Source organism: Pelodictyon phaeoclathratiforme BU-1, assembly GCF_000020645.1.
In the GTDB taxonomy this organism is placed as follows: domain Bacteria; phylum Bacteroidota; class Chlorobiia; order Chlorobiales; family Chlorobiaceae; genus Chlorobium; species Chlorobium phaeoclathratiforme.
The window spans coordinates 1,293,437-1,315,834 of sequence record NC_011060.1; the positions used below are offsets into that span (position 1 = coordinate 1,293,437).

Consider the following 22,398-nt stretch of genomic DNA (forward strand, 5'->3'; position numbering starts at 1 on the left):
GCACTATGAATACACCAACACATACCGAAATCCTTACCGGCCTCAGAACTCTCGCGCTCCGTCCTTCCGGTGGCGATCTGCCCCCGGTCGTCATCAACGAACAGGACGGATCCCCGATGGTACTTGTCCCCGCAGGCAGTTTCACCATGGGAGACGGCCTCGACAAAGAGAGCCCGCAGCACACCGTCACTCTTGAAGCGTTTTACATTTCGGTCTACGCCGTCACCAATCGCCAGTACCGGGCGTTCGTGCAGGCTACGGGCCATCGGCCACCCAACATTGGCGCAAGGATAGACTCGCTTTCGGTCTGGCACGAAGACGGCTGTCCCGAAGAGTTCGACGACTACCCGGTCGTGCTCATCAACTGGGACGACGCGGATGCCTACGCCCGGTGGGCAGGATGCCGTTTGCCCACAGAAGCCGAATGGGAAAAGGCCGCACGAGGGCCGGAAGGATCGATCTACCCTTGGGGAGACCGGTGGGACGAAAACAACTGCCGGCACCGGAACAACCGGGGAGCGGATTCGGTCGCCCCGGTCTACGCCTATCCCGAAGGCGTATCGGGCTACGGCACCTGGAACCAGAGCGGCAACGTCATGGAGTGGTGCAGCGTCTGGCACGACGAAACCGATTCTGCAAATACCGACACCGGTGAAGAATCTCTCCGCCAGGAAAGGGGCGGCTGCTGGCGCTATCCCGACAAATTCGCCTTCCGCTCATCGCAGCGCTCGTTCGTGGTTTCCAAAGCGGTTAACGATTTCCGGGGATTTCGGCTGGTGTTACCGGTGAAGATGGGGGAGTGAGGAGCGGAAACTGGGGAGTTGGTGCTCACCTGAGCCTAAATAAGCGGGAACTTTAGGTTAATAGTTTTGAAATATAACTGTACTTTATAACTTTAACAGTTGGCACCGGCTTGCAAAAAGTGTTAAAACATGCACTCAATCATGCCAAAATCAAAAAACCAGTAACGCTTCATTGGTTGCGGCACTCTTATGCAACACATTTACTGGAAGCAGGAATTGATCTACGATACATACAAGAGCTCTTAGGGCATAAGAGCAGTAAGACGACAGAAATCTATCCCATGTATGCGAACAGAGTTTACTAAAAATTTCCAACCCCTTTGATAATTTGTAAAAAATATTACGCACCTCAAAGGTGTATAAAGCATGCCAGAATAGCTGCCTTTATACACCTTTTGGTGGGATATGGTGCATATATAAAGGAGTTAGGTGGCATAATAAAAAACAAGACAGATGACTACACAAGAGATATATAAAAGGATAATAAATTCAATTGAATCGGCCATTTCTAATACGACTGGCGAAGTTAGAATTGTCGAAGATTCAATCAACAGAATTCAAGGATTATCTTGGAATCAAAACGTAAAAGTTCAAGCTGGATTTTGTCATCAAAAGCCATATGCTTTTTTTATAAACCCTGATAACCTTTTTACAAAACAAAAAACGGAGCTTGGAGATTTTTTATTTGTAATCAAATACATTGATGGGGGTAGGATTATTGACAAAAGAGCTTTATTCTTTCAAGCAAAATACAATAATAGTGGTAAACAGTTTTCAATAGAATTACATCAATTCCATTTCTACAAACAAATTGATAATATTGAGTTTAAATTTGGAAATTCAGTGTACAGAAACCTTGGTCTAACTCCAATTATCTGGAAAAACATTTCAGTAGCCAATGAATTTGGTGATTATATTCTGCTAGGTAATACTTTTGCGGTTGATTTGTCAACAAATGAAATAGCTTCACAATATGAGCATAAAAAATATGGTCATTTTAACTATGACCTTGATTTAATTTGTGATTGTTGAAATTTCCGTAGGCATCATTACGAAATTTGTTGTAAGTCTAATAGTCCTCTATTTGATTTCTTAACTCCCTTTGGAAAAGGTAATCAAATATATGGACAATTCGAGTTGTTCATTAATTTAATATATAAACGTTTAGGAATGATTCAAGACCCTCCAGAAGAACATGAAGGATTCTGGGAAGAAGGTAGCAAGGGAGGTTTTGGATTAATTGAAATCACAATTAGTAATGATGAAAATGTTAAAGGATAAATAATTACGCCACCTAACACGCGGTATAGCCAATAAGGGTTTTAGTGGTATGCGAAGGTTTGTAGCCCGCCCCAGCTTTTCGTGTACTGTGATAGGAAATCGCCCGCAATCCCTTATTGGCCATACCGCCAAACGTTAGCGGGAATGCTAAATAAACGCACACAATTTAAGACAACTACTATGAATAAAGACCAAATTGAAATTGAATATCAAAATTTTTTTTAAAGAATTTGATATTAATCCGGCAAGTGGAATATTAAGCAGTAACCCAGAATTTAAATTTGTAACAATGCCCTTCATTGGAAGCAAATATTACTTGTCTAAAAATAAAATTCTATTTGTTGGAATGGATGTTGGAAAAGACGAAACTCCAGGACGTTTTCAAGATTTAGCAGAAAGAAATACCAATATTGAATGTGATATCAATTTTAATCCACACATTGCAGGAACTTATTGTTCTGCATTATATCTTTTAAAAAACGAGAAAGACTGGCAAAATGTCTGGGATAAATTCATTAAATATGACACTTATTCCCAAGCAACAAAAATCCAGAATCACAAAAATGGAGAAAATCCATTGTCTTTTGTAGCATTAACAAATCTCCATAAATTTGTAACGATATCGAGAGTAAATCGTTCTGGCAACGAAAATAGGAAATTCCTAAAAAAAGAATTAGAAGAATCATTGTTATTAAAAGAAATTGAAATCTTAAAACCAAACATAATTTTGTTTCAAGGTAAACTACCTAGCTCTAATAGTCTGAGAGAAATAAGAGAGAAGAATATTGAAATAATCTTTGCATTTCATCCTTCAAATAGAAAAAAAGCTGGTAGAAATCCACAAATTTATATTCGGACATTTACAGAGATAAAATAAGCACTACTGCTAACAAACGCTATAGCAAATACGGGTATGCGTGTTCGTTGAAACATTTGGAATCTTTACATACATTTGTGCTGGCATACTTTGAGCAGCAATATATTTCCGCACTTGCCATAGCGTCAGCCGTTAGCTGCAATGGAAACGCTCCGAACAACCGACATCGCAAACACAAACATTTGAGCATTTAATGAACAGACAAAACATGAATTCAGAAGCAGAAATTTATCAGGAAGGTAATCCTTGGCAGAAAAAAGTTTATAGGACAATGGCTTCATTCCTTGAAACCAATCCTGAAATAAAATCCTTTGGACAATCTGCAAACAGAAACAAATACAAACACCTTTTGACTGTTGAGCAATCACAATTCAATTTTATCACGGAAGACATTCATACAGCAACGAAAGAAAGATTTAGCAAACACAAAGCAGGTGACTTGCACCGTATACTGACAAATACTGCTGCTTCTCAACCATACTGTTTTAATCTCATAATTTATCTTCAACAACATCCTGCGCTAGCAGACAAATTATTTTCAAACCTGTTTGACAAGCAAGTAAGAGTTCATCATCTTGAACCAGAGTTTACTCCAAACTTGTGCGACAACATTATTGGCTTTGAACGAACAGGTGACGAAAGTATTGGCGACCAAAATCTCAAACTTGGTAGCGGGACAGATTCTGACATTGCAGTTTTCTACACTTACAACAACTACAAGAAAGGTGTGTTACTAATTGAATTCAAATTTATTGAACATGAATTTTCTGTTTGCTCTTCTTATGCAGGTTCAAAAAAGAAAGAAGGTGAAATACCTGAAGAAAAACAACAAAGATTAGAACGAAATAAAGAGAGACGAGCAATTTGTAATTCCAATAACTTTTATAGCAAGATGGTGGAAACAAAAAATTCTCTATGTGGTTACAATAAGTATTTCAATTGGGACTTGACAGCAAAGTCAAAAGTTATTGACGGAGAAAAGATAAAATCAATGTCGGCTTGTCCTTTCAGCTTTTGACTAAATCAACTTTGGAGAAATATGATTCTTGCGGAGCAAGTCGCATTGTCACGACATTGCGATGAATTTGGTTTTTGGGTTTTCTCTCCAATTGAAAACGACAATTACTTATGGAAAAATGAAGAAACGGAAAAACAGTTTCGTGAAATTTTAACTCCACAAGGCAACAAACATTTTAAGAAAGTTCATCTTGAAAATATCTTAGACAAACTTGCCAACATTGTTTCTGATGAGCAAGAAAATAATTGGCTGACAAACTTGGAAACGAAATACAGAATCTAATGAGAAAGTTTTCTTCTAACCTGAAACATCACCGAATTGGACGAACAAAACCATATGCAGCTAACAGCGGGTTTAAGAAATTGGCGGTTCAGTGATTAAATGAACATTCTACCTCGTATCAACATTTGTGCAGGTTGACAGTTTTGTGCTTCGAAATCGCTAACTTCTTAAACCCGCAAACCGTTAGGGCTCAAGCGGAGGAGCAATTGAGACCGTAAGAAGAACATACGTCAATTTTATATTGTGAAATAAGTCATTAAAGTAATTTCAATCGTTTCAATATTGTTTCATAATTTATAGTAAATTTTAAATTAATATGAATTTATCCTGGAAAACAGCACGTGTCTTTATAAGTAGCACATTTAGAGATATGCAGGCTGAGCGTGATTGTTTACGAGATATTGTATTCCCTCAGCTTGATGACCGATTAATGCAATTAAAGTCACACTTTGTACCAGTTGATTTACGATGGGGAATTGATACAGTGTCAGAATCAGTGCAAGAAGATAAAGAGGTGAAAGTTTTAAAAGTATGCCTTAATGAAATTAACAGATGTCGCCCATACTTATTAGTTATATTGGGAGATCGTTATGGATGGATTCCCCCGAGTGATCAAATATCAGCTGTTGTGAACGAAGCAGGATTTGATGTAGATACAAAGGGGAAAAGTGTCACCTCCCTTGAGATAGAATATGCTCTGTTTTCAAATTCGGAATTGGAGAAGAGGTGCTTCTTCTATTTTCGAAGTGATTTACCTTATGAAAGAATGACTGAAGCAGAGAGAGCTTTTTATTCTGATCAATATAGTAATGAGTCTGCAGGCCGTGAGAATTACAATCGTATTTTGGCTTTAAAAAACCGGATTGAATCTGATCTGCAATTAAAGAAGAGGGTAAGGTATTATTCAGTTAAGTGGGAAAATAACCGAATAAGTGGATTAGAATCTTTTGCTAATCAGGTATTGGAAGATTTTTGGAGTGAATTCAAGAAAGACTTTAGTTATGAATCTATAGAAACTAAGAGTTCGTGGTACGAAATAGAACGTCAGACAATAGCAGAGTTTATTGAAATCAACTCAAGAGACTTCATTGGTCATAAAGCTGTCTTAGATAGCATATTAAACTGGTCGTTAAATGAAAATAATAATAAAGAATGGGGGAAATGCATTACAGGTTTTTCTGGTAATGGTAAGAGTGTACTATACGCAAAATTGAACACAGAACTTAGTAAAAGGGATTGCCTTATTTTATCACACACGGCTGGTATTAGCATCAGATCAACCAGCGTGATAAATATGCTTGATAGGTGGAATGCTGAACTTGAGGGATATTTAAACATCCCAGAAAAACATAATTCCAATGGAATACAAACTTTCGATAATAGAAAAGAACTATTTAGCAGACTGTTAGAAGAAGTAGCTATTAAAATTAGAGTAATCTGTATTATTGATGGGCTTGAAAAATTTGAAAGGACACCGATTGCACGGTACCTTAGCTGGTTGCCTGATGAATGGCCTAAAAATGCAAGATTTATAGCAACTGCTATTGAAGGTGAAGAAACGACAAATCTTTCTAAAATGAGTGGATGCCATACAGAACAGCTACCATTAATTACAGAACAGGAATCAACAAAAATCATTCAAAATATATGTGAGCGATATCATAAAAATCTGCATCCTGATATTATAGTATCAATAATCTCAAAACCATTGTCAGACAGAATAACAGCTGCAAGTAATCCATTATGGATTTCCTTAGTTGTTGAACATTTATTATTACTTGATGAGGATGATTTTGCAGCAATAATGAAGTTGCCTGGAACTGCGGATCAGAAGATATTTAGGTATATGTTACAACTAGTTGATGAATTTCCGCCAGATACAGAAGATCTACTACATGTAATATTTAATAGATTCTATATGCGATTCGCTGCACGCATAGAAGTTTCATGGATGTCAGAGATGCTTGACTTAATTGCCCTCAGTAGATATGGCCTTCGTGAAAAAGATATACAAAATATACTTGGCTTGGAAGATGATCCGTCATTTTCCTTAAAGTTTGCACTGGTAAGAAGATACATACGTTCACATATTATTTGGCGGGGCCAGCAAGGATTAATCGATTTCAGTCATTCACACCTGAAAAGTTATTTAAGAAAAGAGAGGCTTTCAAACATCCAATACAAAAAAGACTTATATAAGAAGATTATTGAATATCTGGAAGCTTCGGTGGATGGCGATACCCTTAGACAGACAGAACTGATGTATTTCTATATGCAGATTGATGAACCTGAATTTGCTGCAAGAGGCATTGCATATTATTGCAATGACATTGACGATAAAGAACTGGACGCTATTAATAAAGTATTTGAGGATGAATTAGCAGCACATAGCGAGGATGAGACAAATGAAGCATATGTATGGCTTCAAAAAATGGTTTATTTAGTAGATAAGACTTTCCTCGAAAATAGAACTTTGGAAAAAGAAGTAATTTTTCGGGTTTCACTATTTTTAATCAGATTGAGCAGTGTAATACTAGAGAACCTTTCAGAATGGTTGTCAACAAACCTACAACTGGGATTACTGAATGCGATTATCAATATTGCTGATAATCTGAACAAACAGCAACCGAATCGACAGAATATTCTAAGATTGTTGGAATGTCTCTACGAAGGGGAAGGACGAATATATTTGGAGCAGGAAAGATGCAACGAGGCAGCCAGACTATTTGAAAAAAGTGGTGAACTCTTAAACTCTTTACTTACTGATGATGATGAAAATATCAGCTATTTTTATAGTTTGTCTATTTCATTGGAACGTTTAGGGGAAACTTATAGTAAACAGGCTAATTATGATCTCGCTCTCGAATACCAGAATAAAGCACTTTCATTACGTGAAAATCTCTTCAAAACTAATGACAATGATAACCATTTAAAGCATCTTCTTGGAGCATCACACAATCATATTGGAGATATTTACCTGCATAAAGGTGACTTGAGCAAAGCCATGGAGCATTATCAAAAAGCCTTCGGTTTCAATCTGACGGTTTTTGAAAACAGTGCGGACTACATAAATGCCCATCGACTTGCTGTCACATATGAACGAATTGGTGTGACCTGCAATAATCAAAAAAGATATCAGCAGGCTCAAGAGAATTTTGAGAATGCTCTTCAAATACTTAAAAAAGTCAATCAAAACAGACCTCACCAGTATGATATCTTATTATCTATATCCAGTGTATATATTAATCTTATTGATATGTTCCTGAGAAATAACGAAATAATTAATGCAAATGAATACAGCCAAAATTGTTTTTCTCTATTGGATACTATGATAAAAAGAAAGCCAGATTCTTTTCGGGCTGCATTGCATTTAGCAGGTATTTATCACATAATGGGAAAGAAGTTATTTACTATCGAACATTATGATTTAGCATTACAATCATATACTGATGGTATCTTTATGTGGAGGCAATTATTAGTATCTAATCCTGCAAATACAAAAATACTGTATGCACTATCAGAGGAATATTTGGGAATCTCACAGATCTATAGAAAACAGGGGAGTCTTGATAAGGCCATTGAGAATCTGAATGAATTTTTAGAAATATTTACTTCTGAAGAAACAAATTTTACTGAAATAGATAACAAGTTAAAAATATCCTCAGCCTACAGACAAATTGCAGAACTTAAAAAATTAATGGGAGACATTATGGGTTCTATGTCTTTTTCACATCAGGATATTGCATTTTGCAATGAACTTAAGAAAAGTTCAGATAATGAGGAAATAGACAGCAATTTAGTAGAGAGTTATGATCGATTGGGTGAACTAAATCTGTGTTATAATAAAATAAGTGAATCACTCGAATTTCATAAAAAAGCATATACACTCTGTACAGAGCTACATAATCGGCATCCGAAGAATGTTACACTTATTCGTCAACTCGCTGTGTGCTGTGATAATATTTCTGCTGTTTATTTAAGGTCTGGAAATATATCCGAATCCTTAAATTATTGCGCAAAAGCTAATGAATATTTCTATGAAATCCAGGTTAGTGATACTGACAATACTCAGTATTTACAAGACCTATCGGTAAACTGCGAAAGACTGGGTAACATTTACAACAACAATGGTGAAAAAGAGAAAGCTCAGAATTTTTATATAGACTCGTTGGAATATGCTAAACGACTATTAAAACTAAAACCAGATCAACTTGAGTATCTTCGAGATATTCTCATATCCCATTATAATCTTGCAATATTCTATCAGAGCTATAACGATCTCAATAAATCTATGGAATATATTATTCAATGTAAAGAAAATCTAGATTCCATGATTGAACAAAATATGACTATTGATTTCCAAAGCCAACAAATACAGCAGCAAATTTACCAGATTCTAATAAATAACTTGCAATAACCACAATCAAGAATTATCCTTCTACGATATTAACCAACCAGTATATACATGCCGATTTGACCCAGTCTCGATTCGCCAGTCATGTTGTATTAATGCAGGAAATAGGTGACGCGGTGCTATAGAATCACAGTAATTTATTGTTCTTATCGTGTTTTGATTGCAATCGTATATTTTCTTTTTGCAAAACGAGTTATTCTACCCAAAGGCTTCCATAACCCTTGCATCTTTCGAATGGATAAAAAAACTCTTTCCGAGCGGGATGTCGAGGATAATAAACAGTTCCTCTGTGACGGGGTGCAACAGGCGCTTAAGGATGAACTGAAGGCTTGCCTCTCGATAGACAAGAGGGCGAAATCATGAGCGGGAGGAAAAAAACAGGAAAGGAGCTCTCTATTATCCGCTCTTCGGCGGCTGAATACCTGACCTTTATCGCTGCCAGCGGCACAGGGGGCGTCGATGCGGTTTATGCCGATGAAAATATCTGGCTTACCCAGAAGATGATGGGGGTGCTCTATGACGTGGCGACTCATACCATAAACTATCACCTGAAAAAAGTTTTTTCAGACAGCGAATTACAGGAGGACTCAGTTATTCGAAATTTTCGAATAACTGCCCGAGACGGAAAAAACTACAACACCAAACATTACAGTCTTGTCGCTGTCATTGCCGTCGGTTACAAGGTAAATTCCGAATGTGCAGTACAATTCCGCAAGTGGGCGACCACTATCATTGAGGAGTTCACCATCAAGGGCTATGCCATGGATGACGAACGCCTGAAAAGCGGTGGCTCCATCCTTACCGACCAGTATTTTGAAGAGCAGTTGCAGCGCATTCGGGAAATTCGCCTCTCCGAGCGCAAGTTCTATCAGAAGGTCACTGACATCTATGCAACCTCCATCGACTACGACGTGACAGCCCAGGCCACCAAGCGCTTTTTCGCCACCGTGCAGAATAAACTGCACTGGGCAATACATGGCCAGACCGCAGTGGAGGTCATCTTTAACCGGGCAGATGCCGAAAAACAGAATATGGGGCTGACCACATGGAAGGATGCTCCCGGAGGAAAGATCCAGAAGTTCGACGTTGTGGTCGCAAAGAACTACCTGACCGAACATGAAATAGCACAACTTTCACGGTTGGTTTCGGCATACCTCGATGTTGCAGAGGACATGGCGCTACGCAAGATGCCCATGACCATGCAGGACTGGGAAACCCGCCTCAATCGCTTCATCGCAGCGACTGATCGTGAAATTCTTCAGGATCCGGGCAAAGTGACTGCAGAAATTGCCAAAGCTCATGCCGAAAGTGAGTTTGAAAAGTACCGCATCGTTCAGGACAGGCTATTCGAAAGCGACTTCGACAGAATGGTCAAGGAGATCGAGTCTCTGCAGAAGCCGAAGGGAGGGGGCGATGAGTAGTATATTTATTTTTTGTAAAATGAGTTAGCCATGCATGATTTTGTATGGCGAAATTCAATTATTCCCCATTAAAATCCGCAAAGAGCACTTGGTCTGTAATAAACGCTACAAGGCGTACCCTATCAGTAAGACGCTTCTTTGTTGCGCTTATTCATCGGGCTCTCCGCATAATTTAGTGGAATGATGGGATAAAATTGTAGACTGCAGTATTTCAATCCTAACCACCAAGATGCAAAAACTAACCGAGCATTACCAGCAATTACTGGGATTTCCTGCCATCTGGGAGGTCGATGATGTCAACCTTTCCGTTTCTGGTCTGAAGATAGAAGTTCACCTCCGTTTTGTAGGCGATGAAGTAATATGCCCTCAATGTGGGGTGCGCGGGAAAGCCTATGACAAGGCCCCTGAACAACGTTGGCGGCATCTTGATACCATGCAGTTTGAAACCATCATCATAGCACGCATTCCCCGTTGTCAGTGCGAAACGTGTGGTGTGAAGACCATAGCAGTCCCTTGGGCGGCCCCCCATTCCCGTTTTACCCTCATGTTTGAAGGTTTTGCCGTTGCTCTGCTCCAGCACTGTTCCAGTGTACAAGCGGCCTCAAATATACTCAAGCTTGATTGGCATGCTGTGGATCAGATTATGAAACGTGCTGTAGAGCGAGGACTTCTACGCCGTGAGCCCGATGATGTAGTGCATGTAGGTATGGACGAAAAAAGCTTCAGGTCGGGCCAGAAATACATCACCATACTCAATGATCTTGATAAAAGCCGAGTACTTGATGTCATTGAGGATCGGACACTGACAGCAACGAAAAAGCTGTTAGGAACCCTTTCAAAACAACAACGAAAGGCAGTTAAGTCGGTATCGCTGGATATGTGGCAAGCCTTTGCAACAGCTACACATAAGCTCCTTCCTGCGGCTGATATTGTTCACGACCGGTTTCACATCAGCAAATATCTTAATGACGCAGTTAACAAGGTTCGGCATCAGGAATCACAGGAACTGAAGAAAGATGGGGATACAAGGTTGGTTGGCTCGAAATACACCTGGCTTCGAAATCCCGAAAAGATGACCAAGAGCCAAAAAACACGGTTTAACGAGTTGATAGCATGCGAATTTAAGACCGGTGTGGCTTGGGTGTTGAAGAATATCTTTCGTGATTTCTGGAACTGCTCATCAGGACTGAGGGGCGAGATATTTTTCGCGTACTGGTGTGAGTTAGTCGACAAGACAAAACTGAAGCCACTGATAAAAGTGAAAGATATGATGGAACGTCATAAAGGGAACATTCTCAATTACTGTGCGCTGTAGCCAAGCATTATAAGAGATGAGGGAAGTCCCCTCGCATTCGGCTTGCAGGAGCAGGGTGCAAACCACCGTAAGCGGCATTAGTCAAAAGCCCTTGTCGTGAGCGTTACGGAAAAGGCATCGTAAAGATGTCAGGTGTGAGCCAAGGAAGACGAGTACAAACAAACTGCCGTGAACGTGTCGAAAAGATTAAGATGACATCAAAACTGAAGGGAGTAGTTAATTCAGGAAAAGTTTGGCGGAAACCTGTTTACTGGCCAAGCGGTGTCCGGCATAAAGGCAGCGTGATCCTGGTTCGGGCTCTTGTATTGAACTACAGGAACCTTCGTTGGCGATGCAAAGGGAAAGGCGCAAGTGTAAAAAGCGAGGCCGATAATACCAATGCGCCATCAAGGGACGGAGCGACTCGTACGAGCAATGAAAGCCTTGTAATGAGGCTGGAGCAAAGGGGTCGCGTCATCTGGTCATACAGTCATGTCAACTGTGCAAACAGAAGGAGCTTTTCGGTATGACAAAGCCATATGAAATTTCCAAAGAACTTGTCTTGAAAGCGTATCAACAAGTGAAATCTAATGGAGGTGCAGCCGGTGTAGACCGAGAATCGTTACAGGCATTTGAAACAAAACTGAAAGACAACCTGTACAAGGTATGGAACAGGCTCAGTTCCGGCAGTTATTTTCCGCCGCCGGTAAGGGGTGTGGGCATTCCGAAGAAATCTGGAGGAGTGCGTATGCTTGGTGTTCCAACCGTGGCGGACAGGGTAGCTCAAAGCGTTGTAAAAATGGTGCTTGAGCCCATATTGGAACCAGTTTTTCATGAAGATTCGTATGGTTATCGTCCGGGGCGTTCAGCTCATGACGCTATAGCTGTAGTGAGGAAGAGAAATTGGGAATATGATTGGGTTGTAGAATTCGACATCAAGGGGCTGTTTGATAACATCGATCATGAGTTGTTAATGCGCGCTCTTCGGAAACATTGCCAAACTCCTTGGGTTTTTCTTTACGTAGAGCGGTGGCTAAAGGCACCGATGGAGACCCCGGAAGGTGAGCTGATAGAACGGACAAAAGGAACGCCCCAAGGGGGAGTGGTGAGTCCACTGTTGGCGAACCTGTTTCTGCACTATGCGTTTGACCGGTGGGTGAGCGAAAATCTACCCGGTGTGCCGTTTTGTCGGTACTCCGATGATGGCGTTCTTCACTGTAAAAGCAAGATACAGGCAGAGCTGGTAAAGCGAAAGATTGGTGAGCGTTTTCGTGAGTGCGGATTAGAGTTACACCCTGATAAGACGCAGATAGTGTATTGCAGGGATAGCAATCGCAAGGACGAGCATCCAGTAAATCAGTTTACATTTCTTGGTTTTACCTTCTGTTCACGGGAAGCCAAGAAGAAAGATGGAACTTACTTTATTGGGTTTCTGCCGGGAGTAAGCCGGGATGCACTGCGACACATGCGGCAGACGATCAGAAGGTGGAAGCTACAGCTCAAAAACAGCTTGGAACTTGCGGATTTATCAGCACAGTTCAACCCGATACTGAGGGGATGGAAGAACTACTACACGCGATTTTACGGTTCAGCAATGGCTCCGGTTTGGCAACACATGAACTATTACTTGGCACACTGGATGATGAGAAAGTACAAGCAATTGAGTGGGCACAAAACCAGAGCAAGCAGAAAACTGCGACTTCTGGCGGAAGAGAATCCAAACTTATTTGCGCATTGGAAAGCGGGGTATACCTCGATGGCTAGATGATGGGAGCCGGATGAGCGGGGACGTTCCTGTCCGGATCTGCGAGGGGCTGGAGGTGAAATTCCTCCGGTCTACTCACCTCAAACATCAAGTCAGCAACGCTATATCGGAAGGAATAAACAGCAAAATCCAGTTAATAAAAGCAACTGCTCGAGGGTTTCGAGGCTTCGAAAGCTATCGAACAAGGATCCTCTTTTACTGTGGGAAACTGGATATGAAAATCTGAGGGTGCCGTAAAATGAAATTTCTTTTCCATTAAAATGCGCGAAGAGCCATTCATCGAATAGTCGTGTAAGGCGCAATAGAGTAGCGCAGGTTAGCAAGTTAGCTGTCATTGTAACGTTACACAGCGGACAGCAACTACAATATATAAATTACCATTCCTTTGGTCAGAAAAATTCAAAATGACATATAGGTAACATTCAAATCATGAGTAATATAAAAATATCCATACGTTTTTTTGATGACCGCGAAGTGCGAGCTGTTTGGGACGAGCAAAATGCCAAGTGGTGGTTTAGTGTGTTGGATATTGTAGCTTTGCTTACCGACCAGGACGACTACACCAAAACCCGCAACTATTGGAAATATCTTAAAGCCAAATTGAAAAAAGAAAAAAACGAGTTGGTTAGTGCTACTACCCAACTGAAACTTTTGGCAAATGACGGTAAACGATATTTAACTGATGTGTTGGATTATACTGGCATTATTGCCTTAGGCAAAGAATTTCCGGGCAAAAAGGCAAACCGATTTATTGAATGGTTTACCTATAGTGATGAAAGTATAGACGGAAAAAGCAAGACAAAAGCGTATGCATTGTTTGAAAGTACTTTTATCAATAGCCTGGAAATTGGTTCAACCAAAGGTTTACAACAAATACATGCTTATTTATTTGGCGGATTATATGATTTTGCAGGGCAGATCAGACAAAAAAACATTTCAAAAGGCGGGTTTCAATTTGCCGTATCACGTTTTTTAGGTAGCACATTAAAGCAAATAGAAGCAATGCCCGAAACTACATTTGACGAAATCGTAAACAAATATGTAGAAATGAACATTGCCCACCCTTTTATGGAAGGTAATGGAAGAAGCAGCAGAATATGGTTGGATTTGATACTTAAAAAACGCCTTAAAAAATGCGTTGATTGGAGTAAAATAAGCAAACGAGATTACATGAATGCGATGATGTTAAGTCCAACCAAAAGTAGTGTTTTAAAAACACTTCTGGAAAAGGCGCTTACCACCAAAATAAACGACCGCGAAATGTTTATGAAAGGCATCGACTACTCATATTACTATGAAGAAAATGTCTAATGAAAAACGGTAAAAAGCTGTGGCGAGCTTGGGGACATCCTGAAATCATGAACTTGCAATCACAAAGCAGAGTTACCTTTCTACGAACTAAACCAACCAGTTGAGGCATGCCGAGAGGTTCAAGACTTGATTCGTCGGCACTATGCTTATGTGCAGGAAATCGGTGACGCAGCGCAATAGAAGCACAGCTTTTTCAGTGAAAGTACATAACCGTTAACTCTTTTACGATGGGTCAGTTTTTCCGAAAACAGCTTCCAGAGTCGGGGCTGTGAGAACGGCTTCACTCCATGTTTCCAGCTCATCCTCTTTTGCGCTCCCTAACTGCTCTGATGCCCACTGAGGCAATGGGCCAAAGCGACGTTCGAGTAGCCTTTTCAATAACCTGGATTCGCCCTCGACGCGGCCCTCGACGCGGCCCTCGACGCGGCCCTCGACAAGGCCTTCAACACGTCCCTCAACACGGCCTTTGGCTATACCTTTGGCTATACCAATTCGTTCTATGCTTGTAATGTATTCCACTTTTTTGTTCTCCTCAATAGTTTCAAGTTCTTGCCAGATCTGACTGTTCAACCAATCCGGGAGTTGCATCAACCAATCTGCGATATATAACAAATCAATGATACGTTGTTTTTCCCAGTGATGCTCATAAAGTATCCGTACCAAACGGAGTTTGGCTTCGTAGCGTTCCTGATGTTGTTTTCGGGTTTGCTGGGTCAGGATATGAGCCGCAGTAATCCATCCAAAAGCGTTATCCGAAGCCAACAATTCGTCGAGCTTATCTTCATAATCGGTCAGCTTGGCAACCGGGAATTTGATAGTATGACTGCAGCCCAATACGGTATAACCATAAGAGGTTGGTTTCCATTGTTTGTGTTTATCCGCCAGCACCGCCAGACTGGCAACAGGCTTGTCATATCGGTCGAAAATCCGGTAGTTGTAGACAAACATGCGTTTGGCAAACTCAGCCTGTTTTGTGCCCTGCACTTCAACATGAATGTATATCCACTTTTCATCACCATTCAGCACACTCACCCTGACCAGCTTGTCAACAAAACGCTTCCCCAACTCGGCATCCTGAACGACGGCTTGCAGTTCCTGATCAAGAAAAACATGATCCTTCGACCAATCAATTTCTGCATGAGCCGCAGGAAAGTAAAACTCCATAAACTCGGGGAAGTAGCGCTCAATGGCACTTTTCCATGGGCTGTCATAGTGATCGTTCGAGTTTTCCATTCGATCTCTTTTGTTTGGACAAACAACCAATCAGGAACAATCGGCATGAGTCACACCAAGCCGTTATCAAACTAAATATAGAGGGGAGTGCGCTTAAAACAAAATCCATTCGGCGAACCCTGTGCCTCCATATTCCAGATATAAGAGACCGAGCATACGAGTCGGCGACAAAAGGACACTGCGCCTTATCGGAAAATGGCTCAAGACGGGATATAACGAAGACGGGAAACGATATCGGCAAACAGAAGGCACACCGCAGGTGTCGGTGATCTCGCCACTGCTTGCCAACATCTATCTTCACTACGTGGTGGACGAATGGGTCGAACAGGAGAGACGTCGCCGAAACCATCATACCGAGCAGACGTTCACAACTACGTTAAGTAAACGCAACGATGGAACGTTCTTCCGTATATCGAAACAACTCTATAATATATTATATTGTAATACTATAGAATTGTAACCTGTATTCGGTATTCAGTATTCAGGTGGCCGCTTTGCTGCTGGACGGTGTATTTTCTTTGAGCAGGCTCGCTTAACGCAAATCACTGATTTCGACTACCTTTTCTCCGGAACGCAACAGTTTGGCAGCTTTATCAAGTTTTTTTTCAAGCACTTCCCGCATTCTTGCATTCGATGTGTTTCCGCAAGTCACCCAGAGGAGCTGAGGTGGGGTATTGGAGACAGGTGCGCATCAATCCAGATGATCATGCCGCAATCACCGGATGGTCGAGTTTTTTGCTGGCATATTTCAATGCCGCCAGAATATCCTCTTTTTCAAGATCGGGTAATTCCTCGATTATTTCATCCTGATTCAGACCTGCGGCAAGGAGGTCAAGGATGTCGATTACCCTGCCTCGCAGTCAACGGATGCATGGACGCCCGCCGCACTGATAAGGGTTGATGGTAATCCGCTTTTGCCACTCGTTCATATCATTTATCCTGATTATTTTATTTCTTGGGGTATCTGGGAAAGAAACGAAATAGTTTTTTAATCGTTCAAATCGGAAGGGCAGCTCTATGGCATTATTGCCTTAGGCAAAGAATTTCCGAGCAAAAAGGCAAACCGATTTATTGAATGGTTTACATATAGTGATATCATAAAATTGTAATGATAATAATTCAGAGCTATCCTTCTACGGTACAAATCAACCAGTAGAGGTAAGCCGCAAACCTTATGGACTATCAACAGTTACTTGCCCTCTTCAAAGAGACCAACATCGAGTTGCAGCACAGAGCCGCCCGGTCGGTCGACACCTCCCTGGTGATCCGGAACTGACTTTTCGGGTGGTACATTGTCGAATTTGAGCAGGGCGGAGCCGAACGATCTGAACTCTATGGCAAAGGCCTGATTAATCGGCTCTCAAAAGAACTCAAAACCCTTGGGTTAAAGGGTATCTCTTCGACTAACCTTAAATTGTGCAGAACTTTTTATCTGGCTTATCAAAAGATTGGTCAGACGCCGTCTGACCAATCTTTTGAAATTTCGGCTGGTTTGCAAAAGATTCAACAGATGCTTCCTGTGACATCTTTTGGTGCCATTGCCAGTGCTCCTGAAACTCTCTGTAACACTGGCAGGCAGCTTAGCTCTCGGGTGGTCGCATTATGTTGCTTTGCTGACCAATTCGAATGCTGATGAGCGTCGGTTCTATGAAATTGAAGCCCGTGAAAACAGTTGGGGTGCCAGAGAGCTTGAGCGGCAGATATCGGCCTCGCTCTATGAACAGTTGACGCTCAGTCGTGACAAGGAGGGAATCAGGCAGCTCTCAGAGAAGGGGCTGATTATTGAAAAACCGGAGGATGTGATTAAAAGCCCTTGCGTGCTTGAGTTTCTGGATATGGAAGAGAAGAGCGCGTATTCAGAACATGCACTTGAAACGGCCATTATCGACCACCTCGAACACTTTTTGCTTGAACTTGGCAAGGGGTTTCTCTTTGAAGCGTGCCAGAAACGGTTCGTCTTCGACAACGACCCATTGTGAATAGAGTTGTTTTCGTGTTGTTTTTTCTCTTTGGATGAGTTGATGAATCATATTTTTTTTACATCCAAGTATTACAGCTTTATGGGGTAAGATCCGTCATTCGATTCAGCAGCAAAAGTTATCGTAGGGAATACCGTAAAACTATGTATAAAAACAACAAAGCAGCGGAAGGAGGAGCCAAATCAACACCTGCTGATTCTTGAAGAACTGTAGTAATTTAAGGATTAATAACGTAAATTAAAGTATTCAGTATGGAAATATTTTTTCCGAAATCTGGGGATTCCTACTTACCGCTTTTGTCACTTAATGTGTTATGATGAAAAATTATTTTATTTAATCATAAAAAAGGAGGTGTTATGTCTAAAGATCTATCAAAAAAACAGTAATTGGTGTTTTGGCTAGTAATGATGACGTAATCGCCAATCAACGATTAATGACTGTTATTAATCAGATTTATAATTTAGAACTAAATCAAGATAGTGAGCGCTTAGATAATTTCCCATTTCATTTTGTTTTTACTGGTGGAACTTATGATCGCTTATTCTATGGTGATAAAAAGCTTAACTTAGCCCCGTTAAATCAAATAGTAGTTAATTGGTTGTTAAACTCATGTGGATTAACGCGATTAAAAAAAACAAATGAGGGGGGAGTAATTATTTTATCTGACTTAATTTGTCAGAGAAAATTAAGTATCGTTTGGCCTTTTTTTGCACCTAATGCAAATCATTGGCAAAGAAACGAAAACTTAGCTTTAACTCGTTTGTGCGATCAATGGCATGCAAAACGATTGATGAATATTGGCTCAGTTTTAGCATGGTATCATACTGAGTTTGAACTTGATAAAAATAGAAATTATCAAGCAGTACCATTGCAACTTGATATTGAGACGATACCTGATAATATAGTACATGTTCCATTGGATACTCCATCTCAGATTAGCAATGAATTATTGTGTAGGCAAACAATTCCATCTCCTCTGGTAGAGCAACCTAAAAGATTTGAAGAAATGACCATTGCATTAATTGCTCATGATGATATGAAACCAAGAATGGTCGAATTTGCAGTCGATCATGAATATGAACTTGGTCAATTTTGTGCTATATTAGCAACAGGTACAACAGGGCGTGAGGTTGCTGCAGCAACGAATAGGACGATTGGAAATAAAATGATTCGCTATCATTCTGGTCCTAAGGGTGGAGATATTGAAATAGCAACAGCTATTTTATATGGTCATTGTGATGTTGTAATATTTTTTGTTGATCCCTTAAGTCCACACCCTCATATTGACGATATACGTGTTGTTGTTCAGGCATGTATGGTTTCAGATAGAGTTGTGATGATCACTAATGAAATGCATGCAAGAGAGTTTATGACAAGAGCGGTTAGGGGTAAGCAGCAATTAAAGTTATATGCGATATAGTTAAACCTGATATGAGTGCTTTAGCATAAAAAGAGCCCTCGCTTGAGGATTTAACGTATAATCTTGTAATGAGTAAGCCTATATATTTTAGAGTAACAGGGCGGATCGATAGGGGACGTTCATGAAATCATAAACTTGTAATGACCTCAATCCTGAGTTATCTCTATACGATACACATCAACCAGAATAGGCATGCTGAGAGGTACAAGACTCGATTCGCCAGGCATGGGTTCATTTTTTGCGCTTTTTGTGGTGCTGAAGCACTCAAGGAGGCAAATATATGGGTGCTTGACCTTCTGAATCGGCAGCATCTGCATGAAGGAGATATAAGACCGACATCGAATACGGCTCTATACACCATGGCGGTTTGAAGTGGCTTCGATTTATTCAGTAAACCGTAAATTATAAATCGCAATGTTTGATTTAATGCGCAACCTGTTACCCAAAATCGCAATGGGCGTTGGAGGCTCAACGTGGGACAGTATTGCTTCTCGCCTGTTTGGTTATGACATATTTGTCTCGTTTGCATTGGGGCGACCACCAAGGGGGACAAGAAATTATGCTTCGGATCTTACACGTCGCTTGAAGGATCATGATTTTCGGGTGTTTTTCAGCGAGGAAGAAGCTGCTCCAGGAGAAGCCTTGGATGCAGCTCTTCAAAAAGCATTGTTTCGTTCAAGGGCACTGGTTGTCGTGGCAAACAAGGAGACGCTGAATGACCCGAGGTGGGTACAGGTGGAGGTTGAGAAATTCAGGGAACGACATCCAAAACGTCCTGTCATCACCATTAACGTCGAAGGGGCAATCCATGACCCTTCGATCAAGGACAGGACGAACAAATGGCTTGGCCACCTCGGCAAGATATGGCTGGATGAAACAGAGGGTGCCGTCAGGGAAGGAAAAGCCAGTGACGATCTTGTTGAACGGCTGGCGATAACGCCGAGGCATGCCAGGGTCAATACGCTTTGGAAAACGCTTGTATTCGGGGTAGTCTTTTTGCTTTTAACTTTGACGATCCTGTCGTTTAAAAGTGCAAACCGCGCAAGGTCAGAGCTGAAAAAAGAAGTATCTCTGAGGCTCGTGAGCGATGCTGACAAAATGATTACTGGCCAACAGGAAGGGGACAATCTGAAGGTGTTACAGAACTTGATAGCGGCCTACCGGATTATGCCTGGGACGGTAACGGAGGGTGGTTTGATGAGCGCCTTGCTGCATTATCGCGATCTGAAGAAAATCGTGACGGATAAGGAGCCCATCATCGCAATGACCTACAGCCCGGACGGGAGTCAGATTGTTGTTGGCCGTGAGGATTGTGCCGTAGAGTTCTGGGATGCTAAAACAGGCAATTTTATCAGGAGAACCGTTTTTGAAAACAACGAGGACGCGCTGATTAACAAAATGTTCATCAACGTCGCTAAGGGGCGTGCCGTTGCCACAGTTCCTGTTGGTGGTGGTGAGTTGACCGTTCGCGTCTATGATATTAATACGGGTGTTTTGACGGTAAAATGTATCACATTAAAAAAAGATGAGCTGACCGATGTCAAGATGAGCCCGGACGGCATGGTTGTCATCACCGTCACCAATGAAAGGCAGGCTAACAAGCTATACCCAGAAAAGGTGATGCGTTTATGGGATGCCAGCACTGGCCAGATGATCGGTTTGCCTATTATCAATCATGGGTGTGAACGGGTCGAATTCAGTCCGGATGGGCGATTTGTGGCGAGCGGCAACAGTTATTATAAAAGAATTCTCTTAAGTGAAATTTACCAGAAAACTGTTCGTCTCATCGACTTGAAGACTGGCAATATGGTGTGGGAGTCGATCAGGGGCTCCTCCGATGTTGGATATGTCAGCGCCATGGCCTTCAGCAGGGATGGTAGTCGGTTTGTCGTTGGCGATTCAAAGGGTTTTTTGCAGGTTTTGGATGCCAGTACGGGTGGCCAGATAAATAAAATCAAGGGGCATGAGGCGTATATCAACAGTCTGGCGTTTAGTCTCGATGGCAGATACATTGCTTCAACCAGCCAAGATCGAACGGTCAAGATATGGAATGCCGTTATGGGAGTGGAATGCAGTGCGTTAATGAAAAACAGCACCTTTTCAGGATCATCAATAGTGACGTATTCGCCAGACGGACGTGAGTTAACATATGCTTCGTTTGGGGGGACGGTGGAGATATGGAGAACTTCTGGATGGGAATCTTCTCAGAATAACATTGGGAAGGTTATCTGGCCCGAGACAAGCATCACATGCACCAGCAAGGACGGACGTTTGGTCGCGTTGGGGTATGGTGATGGATCGATTTTGGTCTTTGATGCAGCGAGCGGGAAACTCGCTGGACCGTTAATAAAAGGATATATCGGATTGCCATCAATCGATCGTTTTGGAGGAATAGAAGCCATGTGCTTTGACCCCGATGGCAATTCGATCATCGCTTGCCATTTCCACGGCGAAATGCAACGATGGGATGTAAAGACGGGGAAAAATATTGGCAGCACCATGATCGCAGGGGAAAATTTTTTATTTCATCCCGTTGCCGTAGCAGTCAGCAATGATGGCAAAAAAATCATAACAGGTGCGGAATACGGTCAATTGCAAATGTGGGATGCTCAATCGCAACAACCGATTGGCGGTGAAATGAAGGGCAGCATTGCTATGATGCTGAAAACCATTAAATACAGTGTGGACGGTCAGCGTATCATTTTGGGGGGGGACTTTGGAGAACTGGAATTGCTGGACGCGGATTCCGGGAAGCATCTTGCTGGTGAACGGAATTTCAAAAAGTCACTATATTCCGGATTTTTGGCATGTCTTGCAGAAAGCGTAGATGGAAAATATCTGGTTACCGGTACTGAAAATGGGTCTCTTTCTCTCTGGGATTCGAGAACTTTAAATTTGGTTAAAAAAGTATATAACGCCCATTTGGGGAAGATTACCAGTATAGGGTTCAGTCCTGACGGCAAATATATCATATCCGCTGGCGAAGACCGGACGGAACGTTTTTGGGAAGCAGGCTCAATGAAAATGATCGGAGAGCCCTTGCGTCTGCATGAATACAAGGTGGAGCGTGTGACCTTTTGCGATGAAGGTCGGCGAATTTTCTCGGTTGATGCAAATAAAATCGTTAAAAGCTGGCCAGCCCCTGTTGGATGGGTAGACGAGCTTTCTTCAAGAATAAACAGGAATATGACTGATAAAGAGTGGAAGGAGAGGGTTTCTTCTGAGTTAGACTATTTCAAACAAAGTCGTCAGCTTCCGATTGCCAAAGAGAAAAGGGCATTTGTATATGACTATTAAAGG

General features: G+C 41.5%; 18 protein-coding genes and 4 pseudogenes. 19 read left to right on the forward strand and 3 right to left on the reverse strand.

All coding sequences use genetic code 11. The features are described from left to right. Window positions 1-5 precede the first annotated feature (5 nt). The 13 genes and pseudogenes from PPHA_RS06155 (at window position 6) to fic (ending at window position 14,466) form a co-directional block, all read left to right on the forward strand. Window positions 6-803, forward strand: coding sequence for a formylglycine-generating enzyme family protein (locus PPHA_RS06155; RefSeq protein ID WP_012507998.1), 798 nt, complete (start codon window positions 6-8; stop codon window positions 801-803). A gap of 119 nt (window positions 804-922) precedes the next feature. Beyond that, the gene (locus PPHA_RS16625) at window positions 923-1,108 is read left to right on the forward strand and encodes a tyrosine-type recombinase/integrase (protein ID WP_317623611.1); all 186 of its coding nucleotides are present in this window, start codon (window positions 923-925) and stop codon (window positions 1,106-1,108) included. Window positions 1,109-1,256: 148 nt separating this feature from the next. Next, window positions 1,257-1,835, forward strand: a complete 579-nt coding sequence (locus tag PPHA_RS06160) for a hypothetical protein (RefSeq protein ID WP_012507999.1) — start codon at window positions 1,257-1,259, stop codon at window positions 1,833-1,835. Window positions 1,836-2,286: 451 nt separating this feature from the next. Continuing rightward, on the forward strand, window positions 2,287-2,961 hold the full coding sequence (locus PPHA_RS06165; protein ID WP_150085615.1) for a hypothetical protein: 675 nt from the start codon (window positions 2,287-2,289) through the stop codon (window positions 2,959-2,961). Between the two features lie 208 nt (window positions 2,962-3,169). Further along, on the forward strand, window positions 3,170-3,979 hold the full coding sequence (locus PPHA_RS06170) for a PGN_0703 family putative restriction endonuclease (RefSeq protein ID WP_041526458.1): 810 nt from the start codon (window positions 3,170-3,172) through the stop codon (window positions 3,977-3,979). A gap of 21 nt (window positions 3,980-4,000) precedes the next feature. Then, window positions 4,001-4,261 (forward strand): hypothetical protein, encoded by a 261-nt coding sequence (locus PPHA_RS06175; protein WP_012508003.1) that lies wholly within the window; start codon window positions 4,001-4,003, stop codon window positions 4,259-4,261. A gap of 316 nt (window positions 4,262-4,577) precedes the next feature. Next, a complete protein-coding gene (locus tag PPHA_RS06180) occupies window positions 4,578-8,678 on the forward strand; it encodes a DUF4062 domain-containing protein (RefSeq protein ID WP_012508004.1) in 4,101 nt (1,366 codons plus the stop codon). A 231-nt stretch (window positions 8,679-8,909) separates the two neighbouring features. Further along, window positions 8,910-9,038, forward strand: a complete 129-nt coding sequence (locus PPHA_RS16505; protein WP_263053227.1) for a hypothetical protein — start codon at window positions 8,910-8,912, stop codon at window positions 9,036-9,038. After that, window positions 9,035-10,096: a virulence RhuM family protein gene (locus tag PPHA_RS06190; protein WP_012508006.1), complete on the forward strand. Its 1,062-nt coding sequence runs from the start codon at window positions 9,035-9,037 to the stop codon at window positions 10,094-10,096. The genes PPHA_RS16505 and PPHA_RS06190 overlap by 4 nt, the downstream gene beginning before the upstream one ends. Window positions 10,097-10,325: 229 nt before the next feature. After that, window positions 10,326-11,399 (forward strand): annotated as a pseudogene (locus tag PPHA_RS06195) (ISL3 family transposase); the annotation flags it as partial. A 517-nt stretch (window positions 11,400-11,916) separates the two neighbouring features. Next, window positions 11,917-13,158, forward strand: a complete 1,242-nt coding sequence (gene ltrA / locus PPHA_RS06205; RefSeq protein ID WP_012507238.1) for a group II intron reverse transcriptase/maturase — start codon at window positions 11,917-11,919, stop codon at window positions 13,156-13,158. Between the two features lie 79 nt (window positions 13,159-13,237). Then, a pseudogene (locus PPHA_RS06210) lies at window positions 13,238-13,381 on the forward strand (transposase); the annotation flags it as partial. A gap of 203 nt (window positions 13,382-13,584) precedes the next feature. After that, the gene (gene fic / locus PPHA_RS06215) at window positions 13,585-14,466 is read left to right on the forward strand and encodes a protein adenylyltransferase Fic (protein ID WP_012508008.1); all 882 of its coding nucleotides are present in this window, start codon (window positions 13,585-13,587) and stop codon (window positions 14,464-14,466) included. 222 nt (window positions 14,467-14,688) lie between these two features. Here fic and PPHA_RS06220 read toward each other — a convergent pair whose 3' ends face one another. Continuing rightward, entirely contained in the window at window positions 14,689-15,699 is a 1,011-nt protein-coding gene (locus tag PPHA_RS06220) for a DUF4351 domain-containing protein (protein WP_012508009.1), read from the reverse strand. A 157-nt stretch (window positions 15,700-15,856) separates the two neighbouring features. Between PPHA_RS06220 and PPHA_RS16265 the strand changes: the two are divergent. Then, window positions 15,857-16,039: pseudogene (locus tag PPHA_RS16265) on the forward strand (group II intron reverse transcriptase/maturase); the annotation flags it as partial. 364 nt (window positions 16,040-16,403) lie between these two features. Here the strand turns inward: PPHA_RS16265 and PPHA_RS15050 are convergent. After that, entirely contained in the window at window positions 16,404-16,559 is a 156-nt protein-coding gene (locus PPHA_RS15050) for a DUF433 domain-containing protein (RefSeq protein WP_223294024.1), read from the reverse strand. A 431-nt stretch (window positions 16,560-16,990) separates the two neighbouring features. Between PPHA_RS15050 and PPHA_RS16765 the strand changes: the two genes are divergently transcribed. The 4 genes and pseudogenes from PPHA_RS16765 to PPHA_RS16770 form a co-directional block, all read left to right on the forward strand. Next, complete coding sequence (locus PPHA_RS16765) at window positions 16,991-17,332, forward strand: DUF1016 N-terminal domain-containing protein (RefSeq protein ID WP_397234022.1); 342 nt, start codon at window positions 16,991-16,993, stop codon at window positions 17,330-17,332. Beyond that, the gene (locus PPHA_RS16270; RefSeq protein WP_049759901.1) at window positions 17,232-17,678 is read left to right on the forward strand and encodes a PDDEXK nuclease domain-containing protein; all 447 of its coding nucleotides are present in this window, start codon (window positions 17,232-17,234) and stop codon (window positions 17,676-17,678) included. The genes PPHA_RS16765 and PPHA_RS16270 overlap by 101 nt, the downstream gene beginning before the upstream one ends. Window positions 17,679-18,072: 394 nt before the next feature. Continuing rightward, a complete protein-coding gene (locus PPHA_RS14570) occupies window positions 18,073-19,098 on the forward strand; it encodes a methylglyoxal synthase (protein ID WP_049759902.1) in 1,026 nt (341 codons plus the stop codon). A 453-nt stretch (window positions 19,099-19,551) separates the two neighbouring features. Further along, window positions 19,552-19,869: pseudogene (locus PPHA_RS16770) on the forward strand (toll/interleukin-1 receptor domain-containing protein); the annotation flags it as partial. On the opposite strand, the gene PPHA_RS16510 reads toward PPHA_RS16770, so the two are convergent. Next, window positions 19,774-20,046, reverse strand: coding sequence for a hypothetical protein (locus PPHA_RS16510; RefSeq protein WP_263053228.1), 273 nt, complete (start codon window positions 20,044-20,046; stop codon window positions 19,774-19,776). The pseudogene PPHA_RS16770 and the gene PPHA_RS16510 overlap by 96 nt on opposite strands. A 132-nt stretch (window positions 20,047-20,178) precedes the next feature. Here PPHA_RS16510 and PPHA_RS06235 point away from each other — a divergent pair, with 132 nt between their 5' ends. After that, window positions 20,179-22,395, forward strand: coding sequence for a WD40 repeat domain-containing protein (locus PPHA_RS06235; RefSeq protein WP_223294025.1), 2,217 nt, complete (start codon window positions 20,179-20,181; stop codon window positions 22,393-22,395). The last annotated feature ends 3 nt before the right edge of the window (window positions 22,396-22,398 follow it).

What these genes read in the sequence shown, in the direction of transcription:
- PPHA_RS06155 (WP_012507998.1), top strand. Translation starts at nt 6, where the DNA reads ATGAATACACCAACACATACCGAAATCCTTACCGGCCTCAGAACTCTC.
- PPHA_RS06160 (WP_012507999.1), top strand. Translation starts at nt 1,257, where the DNA reads ATGACTACACAAGAGATATATAAAAGGATAATAAATTCAATTGAATCG.
- PPHA_RS06170 (WP_041526458.1), top strand. Translation starts at nt 3,170, where the DNA reads ATGAATTCAGAAGCAGAAATTTATCAGGAAGGTAATCCTTGGCAGAAA.
- PPHA_RS06175 (WP_012508003.1), top strand. Translation starts at nt 4,001, where the DNA reads ATGATTCTTGCGGAGCAAGTCGCATTGTCACGACATTGCGATGAATTT.
- PPHA_RS06180 (WP_012508004.1), top strand. Translation starts at nt 4,578, where the DNA reads ATGAATTTATCCTGGAAAACAGCACGTGTCTTTATAAGTAGCACATTT.
- PPHA_RS16505 (WP_263053227.1), top strand. Translation starts at nt 8,910, where the DNA reads ATGGATAAAAAAACTCTTTCCGAGCGGGATGTCGAGGATAATAAACAG.
- PPHA_RS06190 (WP_012508006.1), top strand. Translation starts at nt 9,035, where the DNA reads ATGAGCGGGAGGAAAAAAACAGGAAAGGAGCTCTCTATTATCCGCTCT.
- ltrA (WP_012507238.1), top strand. Translation starts at nt 11,917, where the DNA reads ATGACAAAGCCATATGAAATTTCCAAAGAACTTGTCTTGAAAGCGTAT.
- fic (WP_012508008.1), top strand. Translation starts at nt 13,585, where the DNA reads ATGAGTAATATAAAAATATCCATACGTTTTTTTGATGACCGCGAAGTG.
- PPHA_RS06220 (WP_012508009.1), bottom strand. Translation starts at nt 15,699, where the DNA reads ATGGAAAACTCGAACGATCACTATGACAGCCCATGGAAAAGTGCCATT.
- PPHA_RS16510 (WP_263053228.1), bottom strand. Translation starts at nt 20,046, where the DNA reads ATGCCTCGGCGTTATCGCCAGCCGTTCAACAAGATCGTCACTGGCTTT.